At 35.1% G+C, this 26,575-nt stretch carries 23 protein-coding genes; 7 read left to right on the top strand and 16 right to left on the bottom strand.

The features are described 5' to 3' along the window. Positions 1 to 252 precede the first annotated feature (252 nt). A complete protein-coding gene (gene dcm, locus AC4BC5_RS07545; protein ID WP_490497522.1) occupies positions 253 to 1,527 on the top strand; it encodes a DNA (cytosine-5-)-methyltransferase in 1,275 nt (424 codons plus the stop codon). A 25-nt stretch (positions 1,528 to 1,552) separates the two neighbouring features. On the opposite strand, the gene AC4BC5_RS07540 is transcribed toward dcm, so the two are convergent. The 3 genes from AC4BC5_RS07540 to AC4BC5_RS07530 are packed head-to-tail and all read right to left on the bottom strand — an operon-like array spanning position 1,553 to position 5,347. Further along, entirely contained in the window at positions 1,553 to 2,737 is a 1,185-nt protein-coding gene (locus tag AC4BC5_RS07540) for a MutH/Sau3AI family endonuclease (RefSeq protein WP_490494806.1), read from the bottom strand. Further along, positions 2,710 to 3,054: a MutH/Sau3AI family endonuclease gene (locus tag AC4BC5_RS07535; RefSeq protein WP_490494805.1), complete on the bottom strand. Its 345-nt coding sequence runs from the start codon at positions 3,052 to 3,054 to the stop codon at positions 2,710 to 2,712. The genes AC4BC5_RS07540 and AC4BC5_RS07535 overlap by 28 nt, the downstream gene beginning before the upstream one ends. 46 nt (positions 3,055 to 3,100) lie before the next feature. Continuing rightward, a complete protein-coding gene (locus tag AC4BC5_RS07530) occupies positions 3,101 to 5,347 on the bottom strand; it encodes a DGQHR domain-containing protein (RefSeq protein WP_490494803.1) in 2,247 nt (748 codons plus the stop codon). A 93-nt stretch (positions 5,348 to 5,440) separates the two neighbouring features. Between AC4BC5_RS07530 and AC4BC5_RS07525 the strand changes: the two genes are divergently transcribed. The 3 genes from AC4BC5_RS07525 to AC4BC5_RS07515 all read left to right on the top strand — a co-directional run bounded on the left by AC4BC5_RS07525 (position 5,441) and on the right by AC4BC5_RS07515 (position 8,609). Continuing rightward, positions 5,441 to 6,307, top strand: coding sequence for a DNA adenine methylase (locus AC4BC5_RS07525; protein WP_490494801.1), 867 nt, complete (start codon positions 5,441 to 5,443; stop codon positions 6,305 to 6,307). A 373-nt stretch (positions 6,308 to 6,680) separates the two neighbouring features. Then, positions 6,681 to 7,355: an MIP/aquaporin family protein gene (locus AC4BC5_RS07520; RefSeq protein ID WP_490497521.1), complete on the top strand. Its 675-nt coding sequence runs from the start codon at positions 6,681 to 6,683 to the stop codon at positions 7,353 to 7,355. Between the two features lie 109 nt (positions 7,356 to 7,464). Next, a protein-coding gene (locus tag AC4BC5_RS07515) for an IS3 family transposase (protein WP_490494800.1) occupies positions 7,465 to 8,609 on the top strand; the annotation gives its coding sequence in 2 pieces (ribosomal slippage) (positions 7,465 to 7,738 and positions 7,738 to 8,609; 1,146 coding nt in all). Between the two features lie 70 nt (positions 8,610 to 8,679). Here the strand turns inward: AC4BC5_RS07515 and nspC are convergent. Genes nspC through AC4BC5_RS07490 form a run of 5 tightly spaced genes read right to left on the bottom strand, consistent with a single transcriptional unit; the run spans position 8,680 to position 14,187 of the window. Continuing rightward, positions 8,680 to 9,828 (bottom strand): carboxynorspermidine decarboxylase, encoded by a 1,149-nt coding sequence (nspC, locus tag AC4BC5_RS07510; protein ID WP_490497478.1) that lies wholly within the window; start codon positions 9,826 to 9,828, stop codon positions 8,680 to 8,682. Beyond that, complete coding sequence (locus AC4BC5_RS07505; protein WP_490497477.1) at positions 9,828 to 11,030, bottom strand: saccharopine dehydrogenase family protein; 1,203 nt, start codon at positions 11,028 to 11,030, stop codon at positions 9,828 to 9,830. Before AC4BC5_RS07505 ends, nspC begins: the two co-directional genes overlap by 1 nt. A 13-nt stretch (positions 11,031 to 11,043) precedes the next feature. Further along, positions 11,044 to 11,889 (bottom strand): agmatinase, encoded by an 846-nt coding sequence (gene speB, locus AC4BC5_RS07500; RefSeq protein WP_490497476.1) that lies wholly within the window; start codon positions 11,887 to 11,889, stop codon positions 11,044 to 11,046. Next, positions 11,890 to 12,729: a polyamine aminopropyltransferase gene (gene speE / locus AC4BC5_RS07495; RefSeq protein ID WP_490497475.1), complete on the bottom strand. Its 840-nt coding sequence runs from the start codon at positions 12,727 to 12,729 to the stop codon at positions 11,890 to 11,892. Further along, on the bottom strand, positions 12,730 to 14,187 hold the full coding sequence (locus tag AC4BC5_RS07490) for an aminotransferase class I/II-fold pyridoxal phosphate-dependent enzyme (protein WP_490497474.1): 1,458 nt from the start codon (positions 14,185 to 14,187) through the stop codon (positions 12,730 to 12,732). Positions 14,188 to 14,785: 598 nt separating this feature from the next. Here AC4BC5_RS07490 and AC4BC5_RS07485 point away from each other — a divergent pair. Beyond that, positions 14,786 to 15,934: a cobalamin-independent methionine synthase II family protein gene (locus AC4BC5_RS07485; protein WP_490497473.1), complete on the top strand. Its 1,149-nt coding sequence runs from the start codon at positions 14,786 to 14,788 to the stop codon at positions 15,932 to 15,934. A gap of 45 nt (positions 15,935 to 15,979) precedes the next feature. On the opposite strand, the gene AC4BC5_RS07480 is transcribed toward AC4BC5_RS07485, so the two are convergent. From AC4BC5_RS07480 to AC4BC5_RS07460, 5 genes are read right to left on the bottom strand one after another with little or no spacing between them, the layout of a single operon-like run. Beyond that, entirely contained in the window at positions 15,980 to 16,774 is a 795-nt protein-coding gene (locus AC4BC5_RS07480) for a hypothetical protein (RefSeq protein ID WP_490497472.1), read from the bottom strand. Position 16,775: 1 nt separating this feature from the next. After that, entirely contained in the window at positions 16,776 to 17,792 is a 1,017-nt protein-coding gene (locus AC4BC5_RS07475) for an MBL fold metallo-hydrolase (RefSeq protein ID WP_490497520.1), read from the bottom strand. A gap of 24 nt (positions 17,793 to 17,816) precedes the next feature. Beyond that, positions 17,817 to 19,451: an ABC transporter permease gene (locus AC4BC5_RS07470; protein WP_490497471.1), complete on the bottom strand. Its 1,635-nt coding sequence runs from the start codon at positions 19,449 to 19,451 to the stop codon at positions 17,817 to 17,819. Positions 19,452 to 19,465: 14 nt separating this feature from the next. Next, on the bottom strand, positions 19,466 to 20,512 hold the full coding sequence (locus AC4BC5_RS07465) for an ABC transporter substrate-binding protein (protein ID WP_490497470.1): 1,047 nt from the start codon (positions 20,510 to 20,512) through the stop codon (positions 19,466 to 19,468). Between the two features lie 5 nt (positions 20,513 to 20,517). Next, a complete protein-coding gene (locus AC4BC5_RS07460) occupies positions 20,518 to 21,468 on the bottom strand; it encodes an ABC transporter ATP-binding protein (RefSeq protein ID WP_490497468.1) in 951 nt (316 codons plus the stop codon). Between the two features lie 139 nt (positions 21,469 to 21,607). On the opposite strand from AC4BC5_RS07460, the gene AC4BC5_RS07455 reads away from it, so the two are divergent. Next, entirely contained in the window at positions 21,608 to 22,534 is a 927-nt protein-coding gene (locus AC4BC5_RS07455) for a LysR family transcriptional regulator (RefSeq protein ID WP_490497467.1), read from the top strand. Between the two features lie 53 nt (positions 22,535 to 22,587). On the opposite strand, the gene AC4BC5_RS07450 is transcribed toward AC4BC5_RS07455, so the two are convergent. From AC4BC5_RS07450 to AC4BC5_RS07440, 3 genes are all read right to left on the bottom strand, one after another. Beyond that, positions 22,588 to 23,136, bottom strand: coding sequence for a hypothetical protein (locus AC4BC5_RS07450; protein WP_490497466.1), 549 nt, complete (start codon positions 23,134 to 23,136; stop codon positions 22,588 to 22,590). A gap of 119 nt (positions 23,137 to 23,255) precedes the next feature. After that, positions 23,256 to 24,146, bottom strand: a complete 891-nt coding sequence (gene rarD, locus AC4BC5_RS07445) for an EamA family transporter RarD (protein ID WP_490497519.1) — start codon at positions 24,144 to 24,146, stop codon at positions 23,256 to 23,258. A gap of 147 nt (positions 24,147 to 24,293) precedes the next feature. After that, positions 24,294 to 25,253 (bottom strand): tRNA dihydrouridine synthase, encoded by a 960-nt coding sequence (locus AC4BC5_RS07440; RefSeq protein WP_490497465.1) that lies wholly within the window; start codon positions 25,251 to 25,253, stop codon positions 24,294 to 24,296. 267 nt (positions 25,254 to 25,520) lie between these two features. On the opposite strand from AC4BC5_RS07440, the gene AC4BC5_RS07435 reads away from it, so the two are divergent. After that, positions 25,521 to 26,570, top strand: coding sequence for a serine hydrolase domain-containing protein (locus tag AC4BC5_RS07435; RefSeq protein ID WP_490497464.1), 1,050 nt, complete (start codon positions 25,521 to 25,523; stop codon positions 26,568 to 26,570). Positions 26,571 to 26,575 lie beyond the last annotated feature (5 nt).

Genomic DNA, 26,575 nt, shown 5'->3' with positions numbered 1-26,575 from the left:
TGATGCACTTGATTAAGTATATTTTGTAGAGACATCTCATTTATAAAAAGTGTAACATAAAAATAGTGATGAAGAGTAATTAAAAATTAACTTACACCTTCTTCACTTTCATGTTAAAATATTAATTTTGTAGCAATTATTTCAAAGTTTTTCGAATATTAATAATAGAATCAAATCATTTGATCTTTTTTGTGATTTTTTGTATAGTATGGTTAGCTAAACCGAAAGGATGTTCGCTTAATGACAAAAAAAATGAAAGTTTTGGAGCTTTTCGCAGGAGTCGGTGGTTTTAGAGTCGGCTTGGAAAATTCTAACCCAGACCTATTCATAACAAAATGGGCTAATCAATGGGAGCCATCTCGCAAATCGCAAGATGCGTTTGAAGTCTATGATTACCATTTTTCCGATAGTGAGAATATCAATATCAGTATTGAAGACATTACAGATAAGCAATTTGAAGACATGGATGCCGATATTATTGTAGGAGGTTTTCCTTGCCAAGACTATTCTGTCGCTCGTAGTAAAAAAAATGAAATGGGTATTCAAGGAAAAAAAGGTGTATTATTTTGGCAAATCATTCGTGCTACTCAAATTATTGAACCTAAATATCTTATTTTAGAAAATGTTGATCGTTTATTAAAATCGCCGTCTAAACAACGTGGACGTGATTTTGCTATCATGTTAGCTTCATTTAATGAATTAGGTTATTCAGTAGAATGGCGCGTAATAAATGCAGCTGAATATGGAAGAAGTCAACGTCGTCGCCGTGTATTTTTCTTTGTATATAAAAACGATACGCCTTTTGCTAAAAAAATGGATTATCAGTTTGAAGAAAAACAACCAGAAACCTTCTTCGATGAAGAATCATTATACGATGAATATATTTTTAAAGAAGGATTGTTTGCACGCCAATTTCCAATCATGAACACACCCTATAAATCTAGACATGCTTTCTATGAATTACCTAGCGATATTGTCGCAATTTCAGATAATTTTACAGGTACAGTATGGAATACTGGGATTATGCGTCATGGACGCTATTTTACTATCGATACGGTTCCATTAGGTAACGAAAAACCTATTACTTTAGGTGAAATTTTACAACCTGAAGAAACTATCGATGAAAAATATTATTTAAATGATAAAGCTAAGCTAGAAAAATTCAACTATCTAAGAGGCCCTAAAAAGATTGAACGTACTTCTATAGATGGACACACATATGTTTTTTCTGAAGGAGGAATGTCTCCATATGATGATTTATCTTTACCAGGTAGAACGATGTTAACCTCGGAAGGATCTGTGAATCGCTCTACCCACTTTTTAAAAATCAATGGGCGTTACAGATTATTAACACCTATTGAAGCAGAACGTTTACAAGATTTTCCAGATGATTGGACCCGATGGAAGAAACTGAGAAATGGAGAGATAGTAGAAGTTACTGACAGAATGCGTATGTTTTTTATGGGAAATGCTTTAGTTACTAAAATTGTTGAACGTATTGGCGACGAATTACAAAAAATACAGTGAGCATTAAATTGCTCACTGTATTTTTTCATAATAAATCTGCAATTTGTGAAAGAATGTAGTCGTTATTTAACCAAAAACATTGCTTCGTCATCCAATCATCCGCATATGTTTCTGGTTTATTTTTCCATCTTGCTGGAACAGGTAATTGATCAGCATTGACTGTATCTTCTGCTAAATAAGAAGATACGCTAGCATGCGGACGTACATGTATAATACGCTTATCGCTTTTTTTTATAAAATTATTTTTAACTGAATTTCCTTGGTACGCTAGCTCTACTCCATTATTCAATGTATCTACTGTTTCCTGCCATGCATCTTGTACAATTGTATCTAAATCCTTTTCTGGCATTGTCCAAAATTTTGCACCTTTAAATACATAATTATCTTTAACTTGTTCCTTAAACACAATAAATAAAAATTTAGACGCATCCATTGTATCTCTCAGAGTAGACTCTTCCCAATTTTCAGATGCTAATTCTTTAAATTTAAAGGCTGGAAAACTCATACTTTCTTTAATAGTTCCATTTAAACTTACACGAATGGTCTTTAGAGAAATATTGGCTTTAAAAAATTCCTCTGTTTTTTCTAAATTACCATAAATTCCTAACATTCTACTTGCTAGCATGGCATTGATACTTTTAGGAAAATTTCCATTACTATTTTTTTGAATACCAAATAATTCCGCTAAGTATATAATGGTCTTCCCACTATAACGATTCAAACATTTTAAAATGTATTGTTCTAACGATTCATTTTCTAAAATACTTACATCTTTGACAATACTTTCTTTTATAAAATATTCTTCTTGATTTTCAAAAACTTCTCCTGGTAAAAAAGGTTTCACTCGAATTTTTGGATCCTCATTTTCTCCAAAAACATACTCTCGCAAAAGATAGGTCATATAACTGCTTTTCAGAGAATATGCGCGTTGCATCGCTTTAGGTGCATGTAAATCTTCTCGCTGCACTCGTAAAGAATTCTTATTTGCGCCTTTTGAACATGCTCCCAAATACATCGTTAAGCCTTCAGATAACTCATGTGCTCTTCCAGAAACAATATAACTATGAATTTTCTCCCAATCTTGTTTGATAATTAGCAAATCTTTTTTAGGATATGTAAACAAGACAGATTGTAAAATTTTCCACTCAAGCCATGTCTTTTCTTTATCATAACCATAAAAACCTAATTCCATATAACGATTTTTTTCCAAAATGAACTGGTCTCAAACGTTTTATCAAATTCTTCAATATAATTAATAATGTTTAATACTAATCTTTCTTTTGCCGATTTTCCATTTTTTGTTTCACGAACTCCAGTTGCTTTTAATTCTACGCCGGCTTCAGGTAAATCTGCACCAGCAATACTATTTTTTTCTACACCAAACCATGATTCCCATGCATCACCAACTTGTGACTTTTTACCAGACACTTTCATTTCCATTTCGTTAACCAATTCTGAAATTGGCTTACCAACTGCCTCACAACCACGATTATGCACGTGTTCTTTTGTATTGTAGAGTGACTGCATCTAATAACCTCCACATTATCCTAATATTCATTTTATAAGTATTTAATTATGCCAACAACCACTTTTCTAATTCTTCCAATAAAGAATTTTCCTCCATAGTAATGCTATACTCTGAAAGGTTTCTTGAATCTAATTTTGCTAAATCGTTTAACCATTGTATTTTTTGTTCTTTCGTTTTCTTTCTCTTTAATTCAGATGGTTTCGAAAATTCTTTTTCAAAAACATCACGCCAATTACTTTTTGAAACAGCTACATTAGCATAATCTTCTAAATTTAAAACATCTGCCAAAGTATATTCACTTCCACTACTTAATGAATAATTTTTATCAATTTGTCGTTTACCTGCAGACAAATATATATTCTTGGGTAATTGTCTATCCCAATTATTTCCATAGAGAATTTCCATAGAAGTTTCAAAACGTTTACGAATCTCATACTTCAATTTAGGGAGTATCTCTTTTCCATAATCATTAAAAGTTTTTTTAAATTCAATCTTATCTTTTTCAATTCCATCAGGTTTAAAGTTAGGAAAATGTTCATTTATTACAACTTGCATCCTTTTTTGATATGAACTCTTTGCACCACCTCCAAAAGATTTCCTGATTCGTATCCTTTCAGTGCTTTCTAAATCATTTATATAGTCACATACAACTTTCATATATGGGATGGTTAATTTAACTACTTCTTGATAATTTTGAGAAATCATTTTTATATTTTTATCTTTTTCAATATGATGTAGAACTGTATAAAACAATCTAATAAAGCTATGAACTCCCACATTTGTTAAAAGTACACCATTTTTTCCTTTGTTCCATTCTTCAGATGCGTTTTCTTTCACAAATCTAAACATTTCAATTAAATAATTCGATAAAATATTAAGAGTCATTTCATTATTATTTTTATCTAACAATCCATTGTCTGTAAGTTCATTTTTAGAAGAATACTTATTAAGAAACCCTGTTTTTTGTATTGATTCTGCAACGCTTTCAATTTTTAAAAAAGTATACTCATTTGCTTTATCTTCACCAAAAACAATTCGATTTTGTAATGGGGAGCGGTCCTCTATTCCTAAAGATTGTGCTACTCTTAAACTTAATGATTTCATTTGATCACTCTTTTTATCAGAATCCCAAAGTAAATCAGCATTTAACGTATTTCTCAGATTTTTAGATACACTTTTTTGATTTTCATTAATTTCCATAAATAGCTTAACTTGTTCGGGTTTAGTTAACTCCACAAAAGCAACTACAGGCACAGTATTTTTGCTAGCATATTCTGAATTAGAATATCCATATAGTCGATGTTGTCCATCTATGATGTAAAGAGAACGATAAACATTCGGCAAATATAAAACTCCTAAATCACTAATACTAGAGTCATGCGTAGCACTAGTCTTATCAAACTTTAATTTCTTACTATCAATATTTACAACAATAGAATTTGGGAAAAATCCTCCGTTAGCTACAAATTCCTGTACACTATCTAATCTAGACTTTTTTATAATGCGTTGATATGATGGTAGTTCCGCTTTATTAGAATTTGTTCGATGTAATACGTACCCCAATTTCAATAATTTTTCAGGTTCTATTGAAAATGCATAATATGTTTTATTTCCCATTTTCCCTCTAATTGCTGGAATTCTATTTTTCATGCCTTCTATTTTTCTATTTTTAAACAATTGTCCTAATAATTGAAAGCGAGATGCTCTGCCTAGATGTTTAGCAAGATCAGCATAATATTCCAAAGTTTCTTCAGAAAAATGCTCTATTTCAAAATTTTCTAATCTTTCTTTATCAACTTTACTTAACATATAATTTTTAGTAGCTAAAATAAATTTTACTTTTCTTTTATTACCATCAGCATTAATAGCACGAATAATATTTTCTCTTTGTCCAGCTATTGCTTCAATTTGTTTTTTAAAATTTGAAGTTTTCCCCTTTTGACTAGTATATTTACATTCAATAACTATTGCAGTTTCTTCGTCGGCAGCAAAGACATCGATTTGCTGAGTTGTTCCCTTGCTCTTTCCATATACTAGTTTAAAAGTTCTATCTCTATTCATATTTATAAAGCCTAATTTATAGAAAACATTCCAAACGTAGTTCTCAAATTGTTCATCCATAGGCTTTTCTTTTTTTATTCTAATTTCTGTTTTTAACTCTTTATCCAAAATCCAATCAAGCTCATAGTATGGTTGTTCACTCCCTTTAAGAATTTTTTTAGTATCATAATTTTTTATTCTTTTATTTTTTGCTGTAATTAACTCTTTACCAGTAACTAACCCTTCCAACATATTATAACCTCCCAATTAACAAAAAATAATATTGATTTTAATTTATTCTAACCCTATACTAATAATTAACGACTTAATAAGAAAGATGATCAAATGGATAAAATAATAACTTCCCCGATTAGATGGTCGGGTTCAAAAAGAAAAATCATCAAACATATTTTACCTTTAATAAATGATAACGAACGTTATATCGAGCCGTTTTTAGGTTCTGCAACAATGCTTATTAATATTCTATCAAAAAAGAATTACAATGAATACTATGTCAATGACATTAATCATGATCTTATTAATTTTTTTATTCAATTAAAAGAGAATCCTGATTTTCTAGTTGAACAAATATCTGACATGAGTAAAACTTACCTTACATTTTCCACAATAACAGATAAAGAAATCTATTATTACAGTATTCGTGATTTTTACAATAATAATCAAGTGGATTATGTAACTAGAGCTGCGTTTTTTTGGTTTTTAAATAAAACTTGTTTTAATGGAGTATATAGGCTCAATAGTAAAGGTAAATATAATGTACCTTTTGGTAAAAGAGATAATGCTAATTTTAATATAGAGTTGTTTTTGCAAATCTCTGAATTAATACAAAATGTCTCATTTTCAAACTTGGATTATTTAGAGTTTATAAGAAGTCTTTCTGAGAATCATTTATTAGAAAATTCTTTTATTTATTTAGATCCTCCCTATATTCCAGAAACTGTTCAAACTCAAAATCATAGAATATATACTAGTAGTTTTTTTCAACATGATCGTTTTACTGACTTTATAAATGTACTTAGTAATAGTCCAAATGCTGAAATAATGTTATCAATGTCTGATTCTAGCTACTCTCAACAAATATATAATCATTTAGTGTTACATAAGAAAAAAATTACAGATATTGCCAGAGTAGTTAACCCTAAAGCAATACTAACATCATCAGAAATTATCTACACTAATTATCCTTTATAATAAAATTAAAACAGAGCTATTTAATTTTTAGATAGTTCTGTTTTTAGAAATCCTTACTCCACCAACCGAAATATTTTGTCTTTTTCGCTACGTAAATAATATACAATATTCTCGGCAGAAATGCGTTGAGGTTCTTGAATAGAGATTGTTGTATAAAACGCTGAAGTATGCTCATTTAAACTTAAAAAACAAAATAAAAACATAAATTTATACATTTCAAAATATTTCATGCTAACCGTTATACATACTCACGAAAAAAATATCCGTTTAATATTCTTATAATCATTGATTTATAAACACTTAATTTACAAACGTATTCATGGACAAAATTGTTATTTCTCTAAGTTGAAGAAAATAGAATAACAAAAAATCGATTTTTATGAGAAAATATTGCGCAGAATTTATTGGCACGTTTGTTCTGGTATTTTTAGGAACAGGGACAGTGGCGATTGCTAACACAGGAGAGACAGCTATTGGCTATCTTGGTATCGGTTTAGCATTTGGTCTAGCTGTTACAATTATGACGTGTGCTGTAGGTGGGGTGTCTGGAGGAAATTTTAATCCAGCGGTTTCTTTAGCCATGATGTTGAATAAACGATTAGAAGTAAAAGATGGTATTTTTTATATTATTGCTCAATTTTTAGGTGCAATTGCAGTATCTGGTGTTTTATCAATTTTCATTCATGCATTGGGTTTACCAAAAGATGGTTTTGGACAAACTGATTTCCCAAATATTACGGCTGAACAAGCGTTTTCATTTGAGGCAATCATTACGTTCTTATTCGTATTTGTCATTTTAATGGTCACAAGTAAAAAATATGGCAATGCTGGTCTAACACCAATTGCGATTGGTTTAGCGTTAGCTTTCCTAATCATTGTAGCTTTAAACTTAACTGGTGGTTCACTAAACCCTGCTCGTAGCTTTGGTCCTGCAATCTTTGCGGGTGGTTCAGCATTAGCACACTACTGGGTATACTTATTAGCACCACTTGTTGGTTCAGCAATTGCTTCTTTTGCAGCAAAATTCATGGGTAGCGAAGAAGATTAATCACAAAAAAGCGAAGGACTGAATGAACTGACCCAAAATAATAAGACACAATAAAAAAGCACTTTCTGTTGAATTCAATTAAAATGAATTTAACAGGAGGTGTTTTTTGATGGGAACAAGAGTGGCATATCCAATTGAAGTAAAAAATAAGGTGATTGAATTAAAATTATCCGGAATGACAACTAAAGAAATTATGACAGAATTAAATATTAAAAATAAAACACAAGTTGAAACATGGTGGCGTTGGTATAGAAAGGGAGAAACACATAGGTTTCTTCAACCAGTTGGCAAACAATATAGTTTTAACAAAGGACCTGAATATGTATCTGAAATAGAACGATTAAAAGTTGAGAATAGATTTTTAACTCAGCAGTTAGATATCCTAAAAAAGTACAACGAATTGGAAAGGATGTGGAACCCAAAATATTTATAGATTTAGTTTCTAGTATGAAAGGAAAAATGACCGTTACTGAGTTATGTGGTTTATTCAAAATACCTCGTTCTACTTACTATGGCTGGCTTAAAAATAAAAAAATTAGACAATTAACAGATTTAGAATTAGATATACAACAATTATGTTTAGAAAATAAGTATAGATATGGTTATAGAAAAATTACTGCCCTATTAAATAGAAAAAGAAAAGTGAGTAAAAATACTGTTCAACGTATCATGCAAAAATATAACTGGAATTGTAAAGTGAAAGTTAAAAAACGTAAAAAAATGGGACAACCTTTTAAGGTTGTTGAAAACAAACTAAATCGTCAATTTAATTCTAATGAACGATTCCAAAAGCTAGTTACAGATATTACGTATCTACCTTTTGGAAGAAAGCAACTTTATTTGTCTTCTATCATGGATTTGTATAATGGTGAAATCATTGCTTACAATATTGGTGAAAAACAAGATATTAATTTTGTTCTTAAAACTTTAGAACAACTTCCAGAAGTAACCGATTGTTTACTGCATAGTGATCAGGGATCGGTGTACACCTCATATCGTTATCAAGAAGAAGTACAAAGAAAAAGCATTACCATGAGCATGTCCCGAAAAGGGACACCCTCAGATAATGCTTGCATCGAATCGTTTCATGCCTCTCTAAAGTCTGAAACGTTCTATTTAGATAGGCTCAATAATGAACCTACATCTATTGTAATACAGACAGTTATAGATTACATTAATTACTATAATAAAATTCGAATTCAACAAAAATTAGGCTATAAATCTCCGATAGAATATCGTAAATCTATAGCCTAGTATATGCTTTTTTGTTTGTGTCTTAATTTATAGGGTCAGTCCCGAATAATTCCCTCACTTTTTTTGTGTCTTAAGAAAGACGGTCTTTAAATGTTTCGTAACCAAATTCTTTGACTGTAGTTATACGCTGATTACTATCTACCGCCACAATTTTCGCTAAAGGCATACCGTTAAAGGTATTGGTTTTAACCATCGAATAAATTGCCATATCACAAAAGATTACTTTAGAGCCAATCGTTAATGGTTCATCAAAAGAGTAATCGCCAATTATATCACCTGCTAAGCAAGTTGGCCCACCAAAACGATACGTATGTGCTTTTTCTTGAGCTTCGCCACTCCCAATTACAAACGGTCGGTAAGGCATCTCTAAGACATCAGGCATATGGCAAGTTGCCGAGGTATCTAAAATGGCATTTGTAACTCCATGATTTTGAGTAATATCTAAAACTTGAGCCACTAAATAGCCAGCATTTAATGCGACTGCTTCACCCGGTTCTAAATAAACCATTACTTGGTAGGTGTCTTGGATATGATGAATAGCTTCAATTAAAGTCTCAACATCGTAGTCTTCGCGAGTGATATGATGTCCCCCGCCAAAATTAAGCCATTTCATTTGTGGTAAATAATGACCAAATTTTTCTTCTACTACTTGTAGTGTAGTGACTAAATCATCCGAGTTTTGCTCACACAAGGTATGGAAATGCAAGCCATCAATTCCAATTAAATCGTTAGCTGTTAACTCGCTTGCTAAAACCCCTAAACGAGAACCAGGCGCACATGGATCATAAATTGCATGACCTTCTTGGGTAGAACACTCTGGATTAATGCGTAATCCTAATGATTTTCCACTAGCTAAAGCCGCTTTTTTAAAATGCTGCCACTGACTTAACGAATTAAAGACAATATGGTCACACAGTGGTAATACCTCGGTAAACTCCTCTGTTCGATACGCAGGTGAAAAAACATGGGTTTCCCCACCAAACTCCTCGAAGCCTAGACGAGCTTCATAAATGCCGCTAGCTGTGGTACCATCAAGATATTCTGCCAATAAAGGATAAAAGTAATACATTGAAAAAGCTTTTTGTGCGAGTAATATTTTACACCCTGTTGCTTCTTTTACTTGCTTGAGACGTTCTAAATTATTACGCAATAACTGTTCTTCCACAACAAATGCTGGTGTCTGAACATTTGTGATGTCCCAGTGAATGACTGGTTCCATTATTCACTCACCAAAGTTGGGTTAAACTCTTCCACCCATGGTAAGCCCCAAGTATTCAAAGCATCCATAAATGGATCTGGATTCAATTCTTCAACGTTATGCACGCCTGGTTTGTTCCACTCGCCATTTACCACAAGCATGGCACCAATCATAGCAGGTACACCTGTTGTATAGGACACGGCTTGTGAACCCACTTCTGCATAACATGCTTCATGATCACAAACATTATATACGTAATAATTGACGTCTTTCCCAGCTTTTTTACCACGGTAAATACATCCGATATTCGTTTTTCCTTTAGTACGTGGACCCAAAGATGCAGGATCTGGTAAAACAGCTTTTAAAAATTGCAATGGGATGATTTCTTTTCCTTCATACACAATTGGTTCAATCGATGTCATCCCCACATTCTCTAGACATTTTAAGTGAGTAAGATAGCTTTCTCCAAATGTCATAAAGAAGCGAATACGTTTAATGCCTTTAATATTTAATGCCAATGATTCTAGCTCTTCATGGTGTAATAAATACATGTCTTTAGGACCGACTTCAGGAAAATTATAGACTTTTTTAATTTCCATTGGTTCAGTTTCAATCCAGTGACCGTTTTCCCAATAACTCCCCTTCGCTGAAACTTCACGAATATTAATTTCCGGGTTGAAGTTTGTCGCAAAAGGATAGCCATGATCTCCAGCATTACAGTCTAAAATATCAATATAATTAATTTCATCAAAATAGTGTTTTTGTGCATAGGCCGAAAAGACACCTGTCACACCAGGATCGAATCCTGAACCTAAAATTGCAGTAATTCCAGCTTTTTCAAATTTTTCACGATATTCCCATTGCCATTTATATTCAAATTTCGCTGTATCTTCTGGTTCATAGTTGGCAGTATCTAAATAATGGGTTTTCGTTGCCAAGCAAGCATCCATAATCGTTAAATCTTGATAAGGCAGCGCCAAATTAACTACGATGTCTGGCTGAAACTCATTGATTAAATCAATCAATTCTGTCACATTATTAGCATCTACTTGAGCTGTTGATATTTTACAACCCTGACCATCTAATTTAGCTTTTAACTCATCACATTTTTGCTTCGTTCTTGAGGCAATACAAATTTCTTCAAATACTTCACTATTTTGAACACATTTATGAACGGTTACTCCTGCGACGCCACCTGCGCCAATAATTAATGCTTTTGCCATTTTTTTCACTCTCCTAATTAGTTGCAAGTAATAACTCGCGGATAATTTTACACGCTAACGCTGTCGATGCGCCGCTTAAATCATACTGTGGCGACAATTCGTTGACATCTATCCCCACGATATTTAAGTCTGAAATAGTTAACAGACCTGCTAATAACGTTTCAAAACTAACCCCACCTGCTTCAGGAGTTCCTGTCCCCGGAAAAGCTGATGGATCTAAAACATCTAAATCTAACGTTAAATAAATCGGTTTATCTGCTAATTGTGCGACAACTTCTTCTAAGCCATCAAAATTAAATTTCTGCAAATGCGTATGTTCACGCGCAAATTGAAACTCAGCCCGTTCTCCTGAGCGAATTCCAAACTGAAAAATCTTATGATCTCCAACTAAATCCCAAATACGTCGTAGCACTGTTGCGTGTGATAATTCCGCCCCCAAATATTCTTGGCGTAAATCAGTATGCGCATCGAGTTGAATGACGTGTACATCCGGATATTTTTCTAGCACAGCCTCAAAAGCACCTAGAGTCACTAAATGCTCGCCACCAATCATAAACGGACGTTTATCCGCAGCCAGGATGGTAGCTGTCTGCTCTTTAATCTCTTTTAAAGCCAAATCGACACGTCCAAATGATAATTCTAAATCACCGGAATCAAACACGGCAATATCTTCTAAATCTTTGTCTTGATATGGACTATACGTTTCTAGGCCGAAAGAATCCCCGCGAATTGCTTTACTGGCAAAACGTGTCCCTGGACGAAAAGAAGTCGTTGAATCAAAAGGGGCACCAAATAACACCGTTTGTGCTTCTTCAAAGGATGCGTCACACCCAATAAATGTTTCAATATTTGCCTGCATCTACAACAGCTCCTTAATATAATTTGGTAGACAAAACGCGCCTCGATGGATATCCGTATTGTAATAACGTGTATAGATTTCTTGCTTTTCCCACGCGTCAATTTGAACATCTATTTCTGGGTCAGCAGTTTTAGCTGAATAGCTAAACAATAAATAACCAGCTGCGTAACTTGGAACACTGCTCAAATATAACTTATTAATTGGGAAAACAGATGTTAAACGTTGGCGAATATGGCGGAATGCTTCTTCATCCTCTTCATAAAAACCATTGGCATGTTGGCTAATCAACGTTCCTGCTTCACGCAAAGCTTTGTAGCAGTTACCATAAAATTCGCGTGTAAACAAGCTCTCATTGACCCCAAAAGGATTCGCTGTGTCAACAATGACCAAATCATACGCGTCTTCTTTACCACGAACAAATTTCAATCCATCTTGAAAATACAACGTAATTCGTTCGTCCGAAAAAGTTTCTTGATTTTTGGGGAAATATTCTTGGCAAATTTGGATAACCTGTTCATCAAGCTCGACAACATCAATTGTTTCAATGCCTTTATATTTTTCTAATTCTCGCAATACGCCTCCATCGCAACCACCAATTACCAAGACATCTTTAATGATTGGTTGGACTGCCATAGGTACATGTACCATCATTTCACTATAAAAAAATTCATCTTTTTCAGTATTAATTAACTGCCCATCCAAAGTTAAAATGCGTCCAAATTCTTTTGAATCGAACAACGCAATGTTTTGATAGTCACTTTGACAACTGACGATTTCACGATCAACATTAATCGACAATTTTACGCCATCCTGATGATACTCTGAAAACCATAGATCCATTTAGTTCTCCTCCTTGACGACTTTAATCGTTTGTAATGTCGCATCTTCTGTTCCCATTAAGAAACATCCCTTTTCCTGTGCGTATAAAATATGCTCTACCACCGCTTCGGTAATTAATTCACCTGGTGCTACAATTGGAATTCCCGGTGGATAGCACATCACCATTTCTGCTGAAATATGTCCCACACTTTGCGCAATGGCTAAGCTCTCATGTGGTGCAAAAAAAGCAGCCTTAGGTGAAATCAACACTTCTGTTTTGGCAATATCAAAAATTAACAACCCTTTCTTATCACGTTTAAAGCGCCGTCTTATTTCCGATAATGCACCTACTAAACGTTCAATATCATGCGAACGATCGCCCACCGAAACATAAGCTAAGATATTGGCAGTATCACCAAATTCAATTTGAATATTGTATTCATCACGCAATAAATCATAAACCTCGCTACCTGTCAGACCTAAATCTGTTGTTTTTACACACAACTTTGTCACATCAAAATCGTAAATTGAGGTACGGTTCACTACTTCTGTTGAATAAGCATAATAATCCCCAATTTCATTGATTTCATCACGAGCGTATTGTGATAATTGAATCACTCGTTCAAAAATTTTTCTGCCATTTTTCACTAAATTGTGACGCGCCAAATCCAAACTAGACATCAGCAAATAACTTGCACTTGTTGTTTGCGTTAAATTAATAATTTGCCGAACATATTCTGGATCAACGTCATTGTTGCAAAGTAAAAAGGAACTCTGGGTTAATGATCCCCCTGATTTATGCATACTGACTGCGGACATATCTGCTTGAGCGTCCATTGCATTCATTGGGAGTCCTTCACCAAAATACAAATGTGCGCCATGTGCTTCATCAACCAGTACTTTCATACCATGTGCATGTGCCAGTTCCGTAATTCGCCGCAAATCAGAACAGACGCCATAATAAGTAGGATTGTTCACTAAAATCGCTTTGGCATCTGGATGTTCAAGCATCGTTTTTTCAACTTCAGACAATGGCATACCCGTAGAAATTTCTAGTTCGAGGTGTAACGGTGTATCAATGTACACTGGAATTCCTCCACACATCACCAGTGCATTAATTACACTTTTATGCACATTTCTTGGCAGCAGTATTTTTTCTCCTTCTTTCAAGGTAGCGTAAATCATATTTTGTACGGCTCCAGTCGTGCCGTTCACCATAAAGAATGCGTGCTTAGCACCAAAAGCTTCCGCCGCAATTTCTTCAGCTTCTTTAATTACTGATACTGGATGACTTAAGTTGTCTAATAATTTCATCGAATTAGCATCTAGTGAAATAGCCTTTTCGCCTAAAAAATTAGTTAATTCAAGACTACCTTTTCCTCTTTTGTGTCCGGGAACATCAAAGGGTACTAAGCGTTGTCTTTTCAATTCCTGTAATGCCTCAACAATTGGCATCTTTTCCTGTCTTTCTGTATACATTTTCCCCACCTCTTTTTTGGAAGCTTGGGAACAAAAAAATGCACCCAAGCAATAGTCATCTATTACTTGAGTGCATTCGATTTCTCCATCATTGTCTTCTTATCTTCAAATAATTGCTGAAAATAAAATCGCGTTTACCGGTAGAACGTTAGAGTCTATTTAGTAGGTTTACTTTTACCACTCTTACTAATCGTTTTCACAAGCATAATGTTAGATTAACTATCCAAGTCATTACCTTATAAAAAATTTGAGTCGACAGCCTTCACTATCTCTTCAATGGGCGCGGTAGCCCCTTTACTACATCAAATCTGTTGTTTCCAACAGCAATAAGTTTGGCAAAGATAAACTCGCCTCTCTCGTCTTGCAGATTAACTGCACGGAAATAATAACACGAAAAAAAACATTGTACAATATTTTTTATTATTTTTTTGATACTTTATTTTAATCTACCTTTCTTTAATATCTCATAATTAAATAACGATACTTATCGCTACGTTATAAATAAAATCTATAACTATCTAAAAATAAAACGTATTATCTATATTATTTACTTATTGCTACAATGAATACATCAATTATTTTATTGGAGGAATTACATATGACAGATAAATTTCAACTAGTTGGTTCACTTTTACGACCGACCGATTTATTAGATTATAAAACGAAAATTGAGCACCGTGACGATATTCAATATCCTTTTTACGACGCGTTCCCTGGGTACAAAGAAGTCGAAACAGCCGCTATTCAACAAATTATTGACGCTCAAAAAGCCCACGACTTAACAGTTGTGACTGATGGCGAACATGGACGCTCCATGTGGCACCTTGATTTCTTATGGGGACTAGCTGGGGTTGAACGTTATATCTCTGATCATGGATATGCGTTTGAAGACCTAGATGGTGGCGATTTTGAAACCCGCAAAGACATCGGAATCCGTATCACAGCGCCTTTATCCGGTAAAAACCACCATTATCTAACTTTATACAAAGACACGCAAGCACAAGCTGGGGAACAGGATGTTAAAATTACCGTCTGGGGTGCTGCCCATGCTTTTACCGAATTGACTGTTTTTAATAATCTTGTTGGCGAAGGACAAGTCTATGCGACCAAAGAAGCTCTACGAACTGGTCTAATCAACGCCTACAAAGAATTCCTAACAGAATACCAAGAAGCTGGTGGAACAATCGTCCAATTTGATGACTGCTTATGGGAGTTATTTGCAGATGATAATGATAAAAGTTTCTTTGCTGAAGGCAATGGCGGACTGGAAAATTTAGCTGATGAGTTTGTAGCAATTAACAATGAAGTAGCAGACTTTGCTCATGAATTGGGGCTAAAAGTTTGGACACACAATTGCCGAGGTAATTACCAAAGTCGTCACGCTGCAAGTGGTACCTATAAAGCAATTGCTGAAAAATTCTTACGTGATCAACATTATGACCGCTTCTTTTTGGAATGGGATGATGAGCGTGCTGGGGACATTTCTGCCTTAGAAGTCTTAAAAGACCGTCCTGAAGTTGAAGTTGTGTTAGGATTATTATCAAGTAAAACAGCTACTTTAGATGATGAAGAGCGCGTCATTACCTTATTAGATAAAGCCAGTGAAATTTTACCCAAAGAACGATTGTTCCTATCACATCAATGCGGCTTCGCTTCATGCGACTGCGGAAATGAATTATCGATTGAACAACAATGGGCAAAAATTGACCAAGGGAAAAAAATTGCTACTGCTTATTGGGGTGAATAAAAATAAGTGGACTTCTGATTGTTAGAAGTCCACTTATTTTTTTACTTATTCAAACAAAACAAAATTAGTCTTTCCACGCTGATCTTCACTTAAATAATTACTCTCTTGTAACTGTTTTCCCCAGTTTTCTTTCACTTGGGTGGCATTTTCGACACTTGTTTTCGTTGACAATTCTACCATGGTATTCCCGTGGTATTCCCAATACTCAATTTCTGCATCAATTCCTTGATACACGCCCGTATAGGTTTGAACATTGGCAGGATCAGTCATTTGACTTGCTTGTAAAATCGTTTTAAACCAATTTTTTGTATCCCAATTTTCAATTTTCTTTGGTACATTTTCTTGGACTGCTTTGATGGCAGCTTTTTCATCAACAACATTATACGAAATATTTTTCGTAGTTTTTATTTTTTCTTTACGGCTCACTGATAAAGGGTCTTGTCCATTTTTACTATCAACTTCAAATTTATAATTGCTTTCTGAACCTGTAAACCCATGAATTTCTAGCTCCTCAATTGCTTCTGCTAACGATAGCTGTTGCAGTCTCTTTTTGTACGTAATATCATATGTGTCTTTCCCTTCATATACACGCAATCGTTGAATGGAATCATTTGCAAAAAATGTCCGTTCTGCAGTATCGAAGAAATAGACTTTTACTCGATCCTCTTCTTTCGCCGAAAAAATAGCTTTAATTTGTTGTTTAGAAAATACTGTTGGCTCTAAATTGTATTTAATTTCCACTGCTGGTTCGATGGATGCACCAGATACAACGGGCGTTATCCCTAGTGTGGGAATACCTAAAATGATGGTTGTTCCTAACATTACTTTTAATTTTTTCATCTTAAACATCCTTCCAATTTCCGGTTTGATTTAATGCGATAATTTCTGCTAATGTTGTGTCTGCTGTACATGCTTCACTATGAAAATAAATGGTTTTTGTTGCGCCTAGATAGGTACTGACATAATAAATATCACTAGTATCCAAATGGTTTTTAAACGGGATACGATTCAAACATTCTTCCATTTCCGTCGCCAAAAACTGTTCTTTGGTTAGAAAATAAACGCCATTTTCCCGCTTGGTCGCTCGTTGCAAACGGTCACTTGCTAACAAATTTTGGAGATCCATTTGCGCTTGTTTTAAAAGATTATCTCGGTGTTTCCAATGGAAATGTAACCATTGCTCAATCGCCTCATCGACAAATAAGTTGGTTTTAGTCGTTTGAAATAAATACAATAAAATTTCCACACATTTGGAGGTAAATTTACTCTCAATCTTAAAGGAAAGCGTGGATTCCTCTGCAATCAGTTGATGAATCTCTTCTTTACTCCCCAAATTATTGATGAGTTGTCCGGCATTGCCACTATCAATAAATGCCACATCATAGGCCAATCGTGGGGGCGCATCAACAGGATACAACGAAGACGTTAAAGAAACATCGCCCGAAAAGAAAACTTGTTTTTCCTGAAAGAGGACACTATACCAAACACTTCCAAGGACATGCCCCGAATTTCCCCATATAAACCTTAAATTAGGCGTAACTTGTTGCCATACCGCTTGTTGGGTCGTTTGAAAAGAAACGAACTGCAAAGTATCCGTAAAAGGTAACCAGTCCTTCGTCGTTTCTGATAAGAGGACTGGACCTTGATAGCCCAATTCTGCTAAGAAAGAGAGCGCACCAACATGATCTTTGTGTAAATGTGAAATAAACACTGCCTGTAACTTTTCGACATGGCGTTTTTCTAAATTGGGTAAACGTTGACTTTCATCATTCATCACACCACAATCAAATAAAATGGCTTGTTGATTAACTTCAACATAAAAACAATTTCTGCCATATTCTGCACAACCGCCTAATATCTCGATATTGATGGTTTTTTCCTCCTATTTTTTGCTTTTTTCAATCACAATAACAAAAAAGCAAGTAATCATAATCGTTAGCACAGCCATTGCCATCCCTGCATTGACGTTTCCTTGTTCAAACTGACGGTAAATAAACGTTGCGCTCGTTTCAACAGACGGCGGTAAAATCAATAACGAACCCACTAATTCACGCATGGAAATAATAAACGTCATTATCATTCCGGTTAACACACCACGTTTTAACAAAGGGAAATAAACTTGCATAAAAGCACTGCGCTTGGTGCGACTAAATACATCCGTTGCTTCAAAAATAGTTTCACTTAATTGCATCATATTGTTTTTGACATATTGAATTGCATACGGTAAAAACAAAGCACAATACGTCAAAACAGCCATCGCTTTGGTATTATAAAAAGTAGCTGGTAACCAAGCCGCATTCCAAAAGAGCATTAATCCCACCACTAACACAATTCCGGGAACAATGTTAGGAATCAAGCCTAAAAAATCGACGACCTTTTGTGAATAACGTGTCCCTTTATAGATATAGACACCTGCAAAAAAGCCGATAGTTGCTGTAATGATTCCAGTTAATGCAGCAAATAGAAAACTATTGACAAAGGCAGACAAGCCGCCATTTTGGTTGGCAAATAGCTGAATATAGGCATCAAAGCTTAAATTATCTAATGCTAAACCATCGCCGCGAACTTTCATAAAGGATGTCATTAAAATAGAGAAATAAGGAATACCTATCGCCAAGAAAAAGAGAATAACAACAAATCCAACAGCGAGTCCTTGTATCCATTTATTCGTCACCACTGTTGCTTCTTTGGTTGTACCTGAAATGGTTCCATAAACAAATCGTTGAATGACTTTCACTTGAATCAACCATAGAATAAAACACAAAACGAACAAAACTACTGAAAGAAATGTAGCTTTGGGAATATTCACAGGCCAAGAAGCAAGATTTGTATGAATTTCTGTAGTAAACACTTTATAACCAATCCGCGTACCAAAAGTAACGGGTGTGCCAAATTCAGCCAACGTTTTGACAAAAATAAATAGGGCACCTAATAGAAAGCTAGGAACTAAAAGTGGTAACGAAATCTTTAACCAGTTCAGCACACTATTTTTTCCATAAATTTTAGCAGCATCCTGAAAAGAACCTTCCAATGTCAACATACTGTTTTTTAACATCAAATAAAACGTTGGAAATAAGTGTAAACTCATAATCATTACCATCCCAAATAACGAGAAGAACTGTGTGGAAAACCCCGATAATTTAGGAAATAACTGCATTAAAAAGCCATTTTTTTGCATGAATAAAATCCATCCCATCGCGCCAATATAGGGCGGTGTCATAAAGGGCAATGTAAATAAAATATCTAACCATTCATATTTTCGTAGCGTTGTTTTGGTGGTAATTAATGCCAAAGGAAATGAAATCAACAAAGTACCTAAAACAACCCATCCCCCTAACTTTAAAGATTGAATGAGCAAACGATAGGTTTGCTCATTCGTTATAACAGGAATCATCTCACTTAAGGAAAAACGTCCTTCGGGAAAAAAAGCGTATTGAAATAAAGCCACAATTGGTAAAACTGTGAAAAAGCCTAGCACTACAGACACAGCTAAAAAATATTTTTTATTCGTAATCATCTAACACCCTACTTTTATTTTTGAGAAATACTCGCAAATTTTTGCAATACGTCCATTTGTTTTTCTTCAGAATCCTTCCATTCAACATCAATTTGTTTAATTTCATCTAATGCTGCACGATCTTTGACAGCAATGTTGCTATTTCCTGGTAATAAATACGCATCGGCTACTAATTCTTGGCCCTCATCTGATAACAAGAAATCAACAAAGGCTTGTGACGCTACAAGTTCTTTTGCAGACTTCGTAATCCCTACTGCACGAGGACTCACAACTGTACCACTTTCGGGATAAACAATATCCACCGGTTCGCCATCCGCCTTAGCTTTATACGCCATATAATCTACACCTGAAATAGTGGCATTTTTTTCACCAGTAATCACAGCATCTAACGCACTCTTATTCGCTCCCATAATTTGCATCCCATTATCAAACCAAGAAGTAATCGTCTCCCAACCTTGATCTGTCGTTGTATAACCATATAAGAAATCTAAAGCTGAACCTGACAATGTTGGGTCAGGCATGTTAAACGTCTCTTGCCAAGACGCATCTGCTAAATCCGACCAATCTTTAGGAATATCTGTGACATTTTTGGTGTTATAAGTGATGCCTAAAGCAGACGCACTATAGCCAAAATAAAAATCATCGGCATCTGTCCACTCAACCGCTAAATGTTCTTTACCAAGTGCATCTGGATATGCTTGTAGTTCGCCTGCTTGTTTTAAACTATCCATTGAGCTTAATGAAGCTAAAACGAGTACATCTGCAATTGGTTTGCCTTTTTCAGCTTCTAATTTCGCTAAAATTTTGCCAGTCGTTCCTTGGAATAGATTTACTTTTACACCTGTTTTTTCTTCAAACGCGACTTTCATTTTTTCCGATAACCCATCTGGTCCAGCAGAATAGACCGTAATTTCTTTTCCTTCAATCGTTGCTTCTTCGCCACTCGTTGTTTCACTTGCTTTAGTTGTGCTGTCTACACTCTTTTCAGTCGTATTGCTATTGCCACAACCAGCTAAAGCAACCATTCCTACTAATAATGCACCTAATTTCTTCATTTTCATTTTTATTATCCTCCGATTTTAATTAAATGTTTTTCTTCAAAATACACATCACAAAAAGTATCTGTAGCATATGATTCTTCTGAGTAAAATAACCATGGGTAGTCGTCTACAACACCATGAATAATGTAATGTTGCCCAGTAAATTGACTGCGTAAAACCCGCATTGTACGTTTTAAGGTATTTTCTCTAGGTACGCGTTGGATAAATTCTGGACGAACGAGCACATCTGCTTCGATATGATTGATTTTGCCAATAAAATGCGCCACATAATGATTGGCTGGTGTTTCATAAATTTGCTTCGGTGAACCAATTTGGCTCACTTGACCTTTTTCCATCACAATAATTTCGTCTGACATCGACATCGCTTCGTGCTGATCATGCGTGACGAAAACGGCTTGGCTTTCTGTTTGATTTATTAATTGCACAATATCAATTTGCATTTTTTCACGTAAAACAGCATCAAGTGCTGATAAAGCTTCATCAAATAAGATTACTTTCGGTCTAGGTGCCAAGGCACGTGCTAATGAAACACGTTGCTGTTGCCCACCTGATAGTTCGCTTGGTTTTCTTTTAGCAAAGTCTTCTAAATTCACCATACGTAACGCGGTCATCACTTGGTCATGCTTTTCTTGTTTGCTTCCAGATAAACTATAGGCTACATTTTCAAAAACAGTCATATGTGGCCATAAAGCAAAATCTTGAAATACCATGGCTAAATCACGTTGATTGGGACGAATATTTATTTTTTCTGTCTTTGAAAAAACTGTTTGTTGGTTAAAAATGATTTCCCCTTCATCTGGTTCCACCAATCCGGATAATAATTTTAATAACGTTGTCTTACCACAACCCGATTCGCCTAAAATCGTTGTGAATTTTTGCGTCAAATTTAGAGTAATATTCCTTAAAACAATTTTGTTGTCGTAATTTTTTTGAATTCCTTTTAATTGAATCGTCATGTGTCACTCATTCCCCCTCGTAATCATCATACTGGTTGAATTTTGATTTAACGTTAACGAATTGTTAACATTAAATCAAAATAACTACGATAAACTAGAAGAAACAATCAATTATTCGAATTTTTGAAAGGAAGTTTCTATGAATTACTTTAAATTACAAGTTTTCTGCAAGTTATGTGAACGCAAAAAAGGCGCAATTGTCGCTAAAGAACTCGACATTACCCCTTCTACAGTTTCTTTTCATATTCAATCTTTGGAAAATGAATTAGGTCTTCAACTATTTTATCGAAAATCTGGGCATTTCATTTTAACCAAACAAGGAGAAGTTGTGCATCGCTATGCCCAACGCATTATCCATCTGCAAGAAGAATTGATGTATTTTGCCCAAACAAGCCAACAAGGAACCCGTGGCATGTTCCGTTTGGGTGTGAGTGGATTAGCGAATCAGATTTTTTTACCTGAGATTATTCATCAGTTTTCGACAGCATACCCACAAATCCGTTTATCCGTTGTATCTGATACTTCACCTGAAATCGAAAAATTAATTGCCAGTTTCCAATTAGATTATGGTATTTTGATTGGTTCCCCTAAAAAACATCCAGATCTAGTTTACGAGAAATTAGGAACCGATCAATTAAAATTAGTGTTTGGTACTCAGCATGTCTTTGCCAAAAAAGCAACGATTTCCAAGGCAGACATTTTAAATCAAACCATCTTATTCCACGAAAAACAAAGTTCGAGTAAATCGGTTCTCGAACAATGGTTGGATTATCCAATTAAAGAATTGAACGGCATTGAATTAGATTCCGTTACCTCTATGAAAAAAGTATTGGAATACGGACAGACGATTGGCTTTATTTCAGAATTATTAGTGCAAGATGAACTCGCTAATAACAAATTAGCTACACGAAATCTGCCAGAAATCGGCTTAACACGCACTATTTATTTGGTGAAAAACAAAGCCTTCTTTGATGATGCCATCAGTTTGAACTTTAAAACGTTACTTGGTGAACTCACGGTGAACCCTCAGTTAAAACAAGGCGCAAACGCACCTTTTAAGCCTTGATATAAAAGCAAAAGACACTCCATAGGTAATTACCCACCTAGGGAGTGTCTTGGTTATACCTCGTAAACATTACTCATACTACCTTCCACATCTACCACATAATTTTTAATGTTTTCACGTTCATGATAGACTTTTACTTGCCCATTTAAATAAGGACGTGGATCATAACGTAAGGTACGACTTTTAAAAAGATAAATATCGCCATTTTTCTCTGTATAAGAACAAGTTAACAACATTTGATACTGATGATTAACCTGAATTGATGAATACCCGATTTCTAAATTTTGACACACAATCATCTTGCCATTTTGCTTTAAATACTCCGCCCGTTTCTTTTTGCGCCATTGAATAATAAAAATAGTGGCACCAATGATGACTAAAATCAGGGCTGGTGTTCCAAAAGCAAATAAGAAAATCCGACGAAATAGTCGTAAATTTTCCTCTGTATAAGGCTGTCGTACCCCATTTAATGTAAAGTTAAAATTATCCGGACCCAAGGTGACAACTTGCATAATGAATGCTGGAATGAAAAATAGCACTCCCATTCCAACTAATAAATAGCTTACCCAATTATAGTTAGCATAAATACTTTTCTTTCTCATCACACCCACTCCTTTATAATTTATTATTGTTTTATCTATTGTACCGTAGATTTATCAGTAGTTGGAGAAAAGACGTGACAAAGAAAAAAAATAAGAAGCATCTTCGGTAAAGATACTTCTTATTTAGCCAATTTTCTAGTTTTCATTGCTGTACGCGTCGTTCCATAGGTAAAGACTAGAATGCCTAACCAAATAAAACCAAATGCTGTAAATTGCGCCATAGAGTATGTTTCATGGAATAAGAAAACAGCAAACAATAACATAATAGTTGGGTTAAGATATTGAATAAAACCTAATGTAATATAAGAAGTGCTCTTCGCTGCCTCGGCAAACAATAACAATGGAATTGCGGTTACAACTCCGGCTCCTATTAACAAAAGATTTGACTGTAACGAATAATGCATAAAACCAACTGGTGAAACCAACAAAATATAGAGGAATGAGAAAGGGAACATGACAAACGTTTCGACTGTCAACCCTGTCATCGAGCTAATTGGAATACGTTTTTTAATCAAGCCATAAACACTAAAAGAAAAGGCCATAACTAAAGATGCGTAAGGAACTTTCCCTGTTTGAAGAGCCAGTAAAACTACGCCAACCACCACTAAACTGCAAGCAATTTTTCCACTGCGACTTAGACTTTCCTTTAATACTAGTGTTGCCAATAAAACATTAACCAACGGATTAATATAATATCCCAAACTAGCTTCCATAACATGCCCTGCACTTACTGTAAAAATAAATGTAAACCAGTTAATTGAAATTAGAACAGCAGCTAAAATCATGAGCAATATATATTTTTTGTTTTCCCATAAACGCTTTAACTCTTTGACAAATTGCGACCAATTCCCGCTGACAACTATAAAAGCAAGCATAAATATAAATGACCAAATAATACGATAACACATTATTGCAAGCGGCGAGACATCTGGAAGTAATTTCCAATAAAGCGTGATTAATCCCCAGAAAACATATGCCCCAATACCAAATAGTATTCCCTTATTTTTCATCCTGTCTTCTTGCTTTTCCATAAATTGAAAAGCAACTCCTCCTCATTGAATTATATCTATTATAGCGGAAATTTTATTTTTTTATAGCACTTCCTGAAAAAAACCAGAAAAACCACTTCTCATTTCTGAAAAGTGGTTACCTTTTAATTATAAAACTAAAAATTCATCTAAAATAGCCCGAACTTCATCTGTTGATTTCGTATTCATTAAACGTACACGTAAATCACTCGCTCCAGGGAAACCTTTTACGTAAATTTTGAAGAAACGATGCAAGCCAACAATAGAACGTGGGACTAATTCAGCATATTGGTCTTGTAAATCAAGTTGTAAACTTAATAAACTTAACAATTCTTGTGAAGTATGTTCTTTAGGTTCTTTTTCAAACGCATACGGATTTTTGAAAATACCGCGACCAATCATAATACCATCTACCCCATATTGCTCTGCCAATTCTAAGCCTTTTTGACGATCCGGAATATCACCATTAATCGTAATCGTTGTTTGTGGCGCAATACGATTGCGAAGTTCCACGATTTGGGGAATCATCTCCCAATGGGCGTCGACTTTACTCATTTCTTTACGTGTCCGCAAATGAACAGACAAATTAGCAATATCTTGTTGCAATAAATGCGTCATCCAACCTGCTAATTCATCGGTTTCTGTAAAACCAATTCGCGTTTTCACACTCACTGGTAGACCGCCCGCTTTTGCAGCTTCGATTAATTCTGCTGCGACTTCTGGGCGACGAATTAGCCCACTGCCCTTGCCACGGTCTGCAACATTGGGTACCGGACACCCCATATTAATATCAATGCCTTTAAAACCCATTTCTGCCATACCAATACTCATCTGACGGAAAAATTCAGGTTTATCTCCCCAAATATGCGCAACCATCGGCTGTTCATCCTCAGTAAAGACTAAACGTCCCCGAACACTTTGAATACCATCTGGATGACAATAACTATCTGAATTCGTAAATTCCGTAAAAAAGACATCTGGTGCGCCTGCTTCTTTTACCACATGGCGAAAGACCACATCCGTCACATCTTCCATCGGTGCCAAAACAAAAAATGGTTTTGGTAATTCCGCCCAAAAATTATTACTCATTATATATACTTCCTTCCATCTCCCCATTTATGGGTTCTCCTGACTGAAAACATGGTTATTATACTAGGAATGGAAACGAGATGCAAAGGCGAGGATTATCTAGTTTGTTTTATAATATCTATTTATAAAATATTCCCAAAACAAAGTAAACGTTTACTTTTTTCAAAAATATGTCATACTAGCTTTATAAATAACAAAGGTTGGTGAATCCCAATGACAAATTAATTTTGTTGACCCGTTGCTTTCGTTCAATGAATGGAGAATATTATGCAACAAAACAAACAACGACAAAAACTTTTTAAACAACTAGATGATATCTATCAAAAAACCAATTATAACGGTGCGTATGGTATCGTGACGGATCAAGAAATTTTACATGTGCATGCGATGGGGTACAGTGATTTTGACAGAAAAAACCCTTTTACTACGACCACCAAAACCTGTATCGGTTCGCTTACCAAACAATTTACAGCAACCGCCCTATTGATGTTAGCAGCTGAACATAAAATTGATCTAACTGCTACACTCGCTGAATTTTATCCAACTTATGTTCATGCAAAGGATATTACCTTGCTACAAATGATTCATATGTCTTCAGGAATCCCTAATTACACAGATATCATATACGATGAAAGCTTAAAAAAAGCACGTGCCCAGGGTCTCTCTGAAGCCGAAGCACATTACCTTGCAACCAAAGAACTTGATGATAATTCTAGCACTTGGGCGGAAATCATCGACTTACTCAATGGCCAACCACTCGCTTTTCAACCAGGCGAAAAATTTTCGTATAGCAATACGAATTATGGCTTGTTGGGCGAAATAATTTCTCGGATAAGCGGTAAATCTTTTGGAGACTATTTCCAAGAAACTATTTTTACCCCTTTGCAGATGAACCATACTTCTACCACATCACTTGATAGCCGGGCTGTTAGTTACCGCTGGGTCGATGGCAAACGAAGACGTTTTGAAACAGGGTGCTTAGATTCCGCAGATGGGGGCATGGTCTCGACCGTTGCAGACATGCTGAAATGGATGCAAGCCATATTGAACCAGCAACTCTTATCCCCAACCGATTGGGACCGTGTCTTCACTCTTTGGCACGATCACTATGGGTTCGGCTGGATGGCTCTCGACGACTGGTATTACCACGGTGGCGAATATCTCGGATTTTATGCCGAAATCTTTCTTCATCGCGAAACAAAAGTCGGAAAAATCATGCTATATAACTTAGAAGCCGAAAGTGAATTAGATCAGCTATCCATGGACGAACGGTCTATTTGGAGAAGTGAATTGGTACGGATGTTGCAGACAGTATAGGAAAA

The sequence above is a fragment of the Enterococcus sp. AMC2644 genome (assembly GCF_058216475.1).
Note: the sequence above shows the minus strand (reverse complement) of the source record. Positions and strands in the feature narration are given on the sequence as shown.

What these genes read in the sequence shown, in the direction of transcription:
- dcm (WP_490497522.1), top strand. Translation starts at nt 253, where the DNA reads ATGAAAGTTTTGGAGCTTTTCGCAGGAGTCGGTGGTTTTAGAGTCGGC.
- AC4BC5_RS07535 (WP_490494805.1), bottom strand. Translation starts at nt 3,054, where the DNA reads ATGCAGTCACTCTACAATACAAAAGAACACGTGCATAATCGTGGTTGT.
- AC4BC5_RS07530 (WP_490494803.1), bottom strand. Translation starts at nt 5,347, where the DNA reads ATGTTGGAAGGGTTAGTTACTGGTAAAGAGTTAATTACAGCAAAAAAT.
- AC4BC5_RS07525 (WP_490494801.1), top strand. Translation starts at nt 5,441, where the DNA reads ATGGATAAAATAATAACTTCCCCGATTAGATGGTCGGGTTCAAAAAGA.
- nspC (WP_490497478.1), bottom strand. Translation starts at nt 9,828, where the DNA reads ATGGAACCAGTCATTCACTGGGACATCACAAATGTTCAGACACCAGCA.
- AC4BC5_RS07505 (WP_490497477.1), bottom strand. Translation starts at nt 11,030, where the DNA reads ATGGCAAAAGCATTAATTATTGGCGCAGGTGGCGTCGCAGGAGTAACC.
- speB (WP_490497476.1), bottom strand. Translation starts at nt 11,889, where the DNA reads ATGCAGGCAAATATTGAAACATTTATTGGGTGTGACGCATCCTTTGAA.
- speE (WP_490497475.1), bottom strand. Translation starts at nt 12,729, where the DNA reads ATGGATCTATGGTTTTCAGAGTATCATCAGGATGGCGTAAAATTGTCG.
- AC4BC5_RS07490 (WP_490497474.1), bottom strand. Translation starts at nt 14,187, where the DNA reads ATGTATACAGAAAGACAGGAAAAGATGCCAATTGTTGAGGCATTACAG.
- AC4BC5_RS07485 (WP_490497473.1), top strand. Translation starts at nt 14,786, where the DNA reads ATGACAGATAAATTTCAACTAGTTGGTTCACTTTTACGACCGACCGAT.
- AC4BC5_RS07480 (WP_490497472.1), bottom strand. Translation starts at nt 16,774, where the DNA reads ATGAAAAAATTAAAAGTAATGTTAGGAACAACCATCATTTTAGGTATT.
- AC4BC5_RS07470 (WP_490497471.1), bottom strand. Translation starts at nt 19,451, where the DNA reads ATGATTACGAATAAAAAATATTTTTTAGCTGTGTCTGTAGTGCTAGGC.
- AC4BC5_RS07465 (WP_490497470.1), bottom strand. Translation starts at nt 20,512, where the DNA reads ATGAAAATGAAGAAATTAGGTGCATTATTAGTAGGAATGGTTGCTTTA.
- AC4BC5_RS07460 (WP_490497468.1), bottom strand. Translation starts at nt 21,468, where the DNA reads ATGACGATTCAATTAAAAGGAATTCAAAAAAATTACGACAACAAAATT.
- AC4BC5_RS07455 (WP_490497467.1), top strand. Translation starts at nt 21,608, where the DNA reads ATGAATTACTTTAAATTACAAGTTTTCTGCAAGTTATGTGAACGCAAA.
- AC4BC5_RS07450 (WP_490497466.1), bottom strand. Translation starts at nt 23,136, where the DNA reads ATGAGAAAGAAAAGTATTTATGCTAACTATAATTGGGTAAGCTATTTA.
- rarD (WP_490497519.1), bottom strand. Translation starts at nt 24,146, where the DNA reads ATGAAAAATAAGGGAATACTATTTGGTATTGGGGCATATGTTTTCTGG.
- AC4BC5_RS07440 (WP_490497465.1), bottom strand. Translation starts at nt 25,253, where the DNA reads ATGAGTAATAATTTTTGGGCGGAATTACCAAAACCATTTTTTGTTTTG.
- AC4BC5_RS07435 (WP_490497464.1), top strand. Translation starts at nt 25,521, where the DNA reads ATGCAACAAAACAAACAACGACAAAAACTTTTTAAACAACTAGATGAT.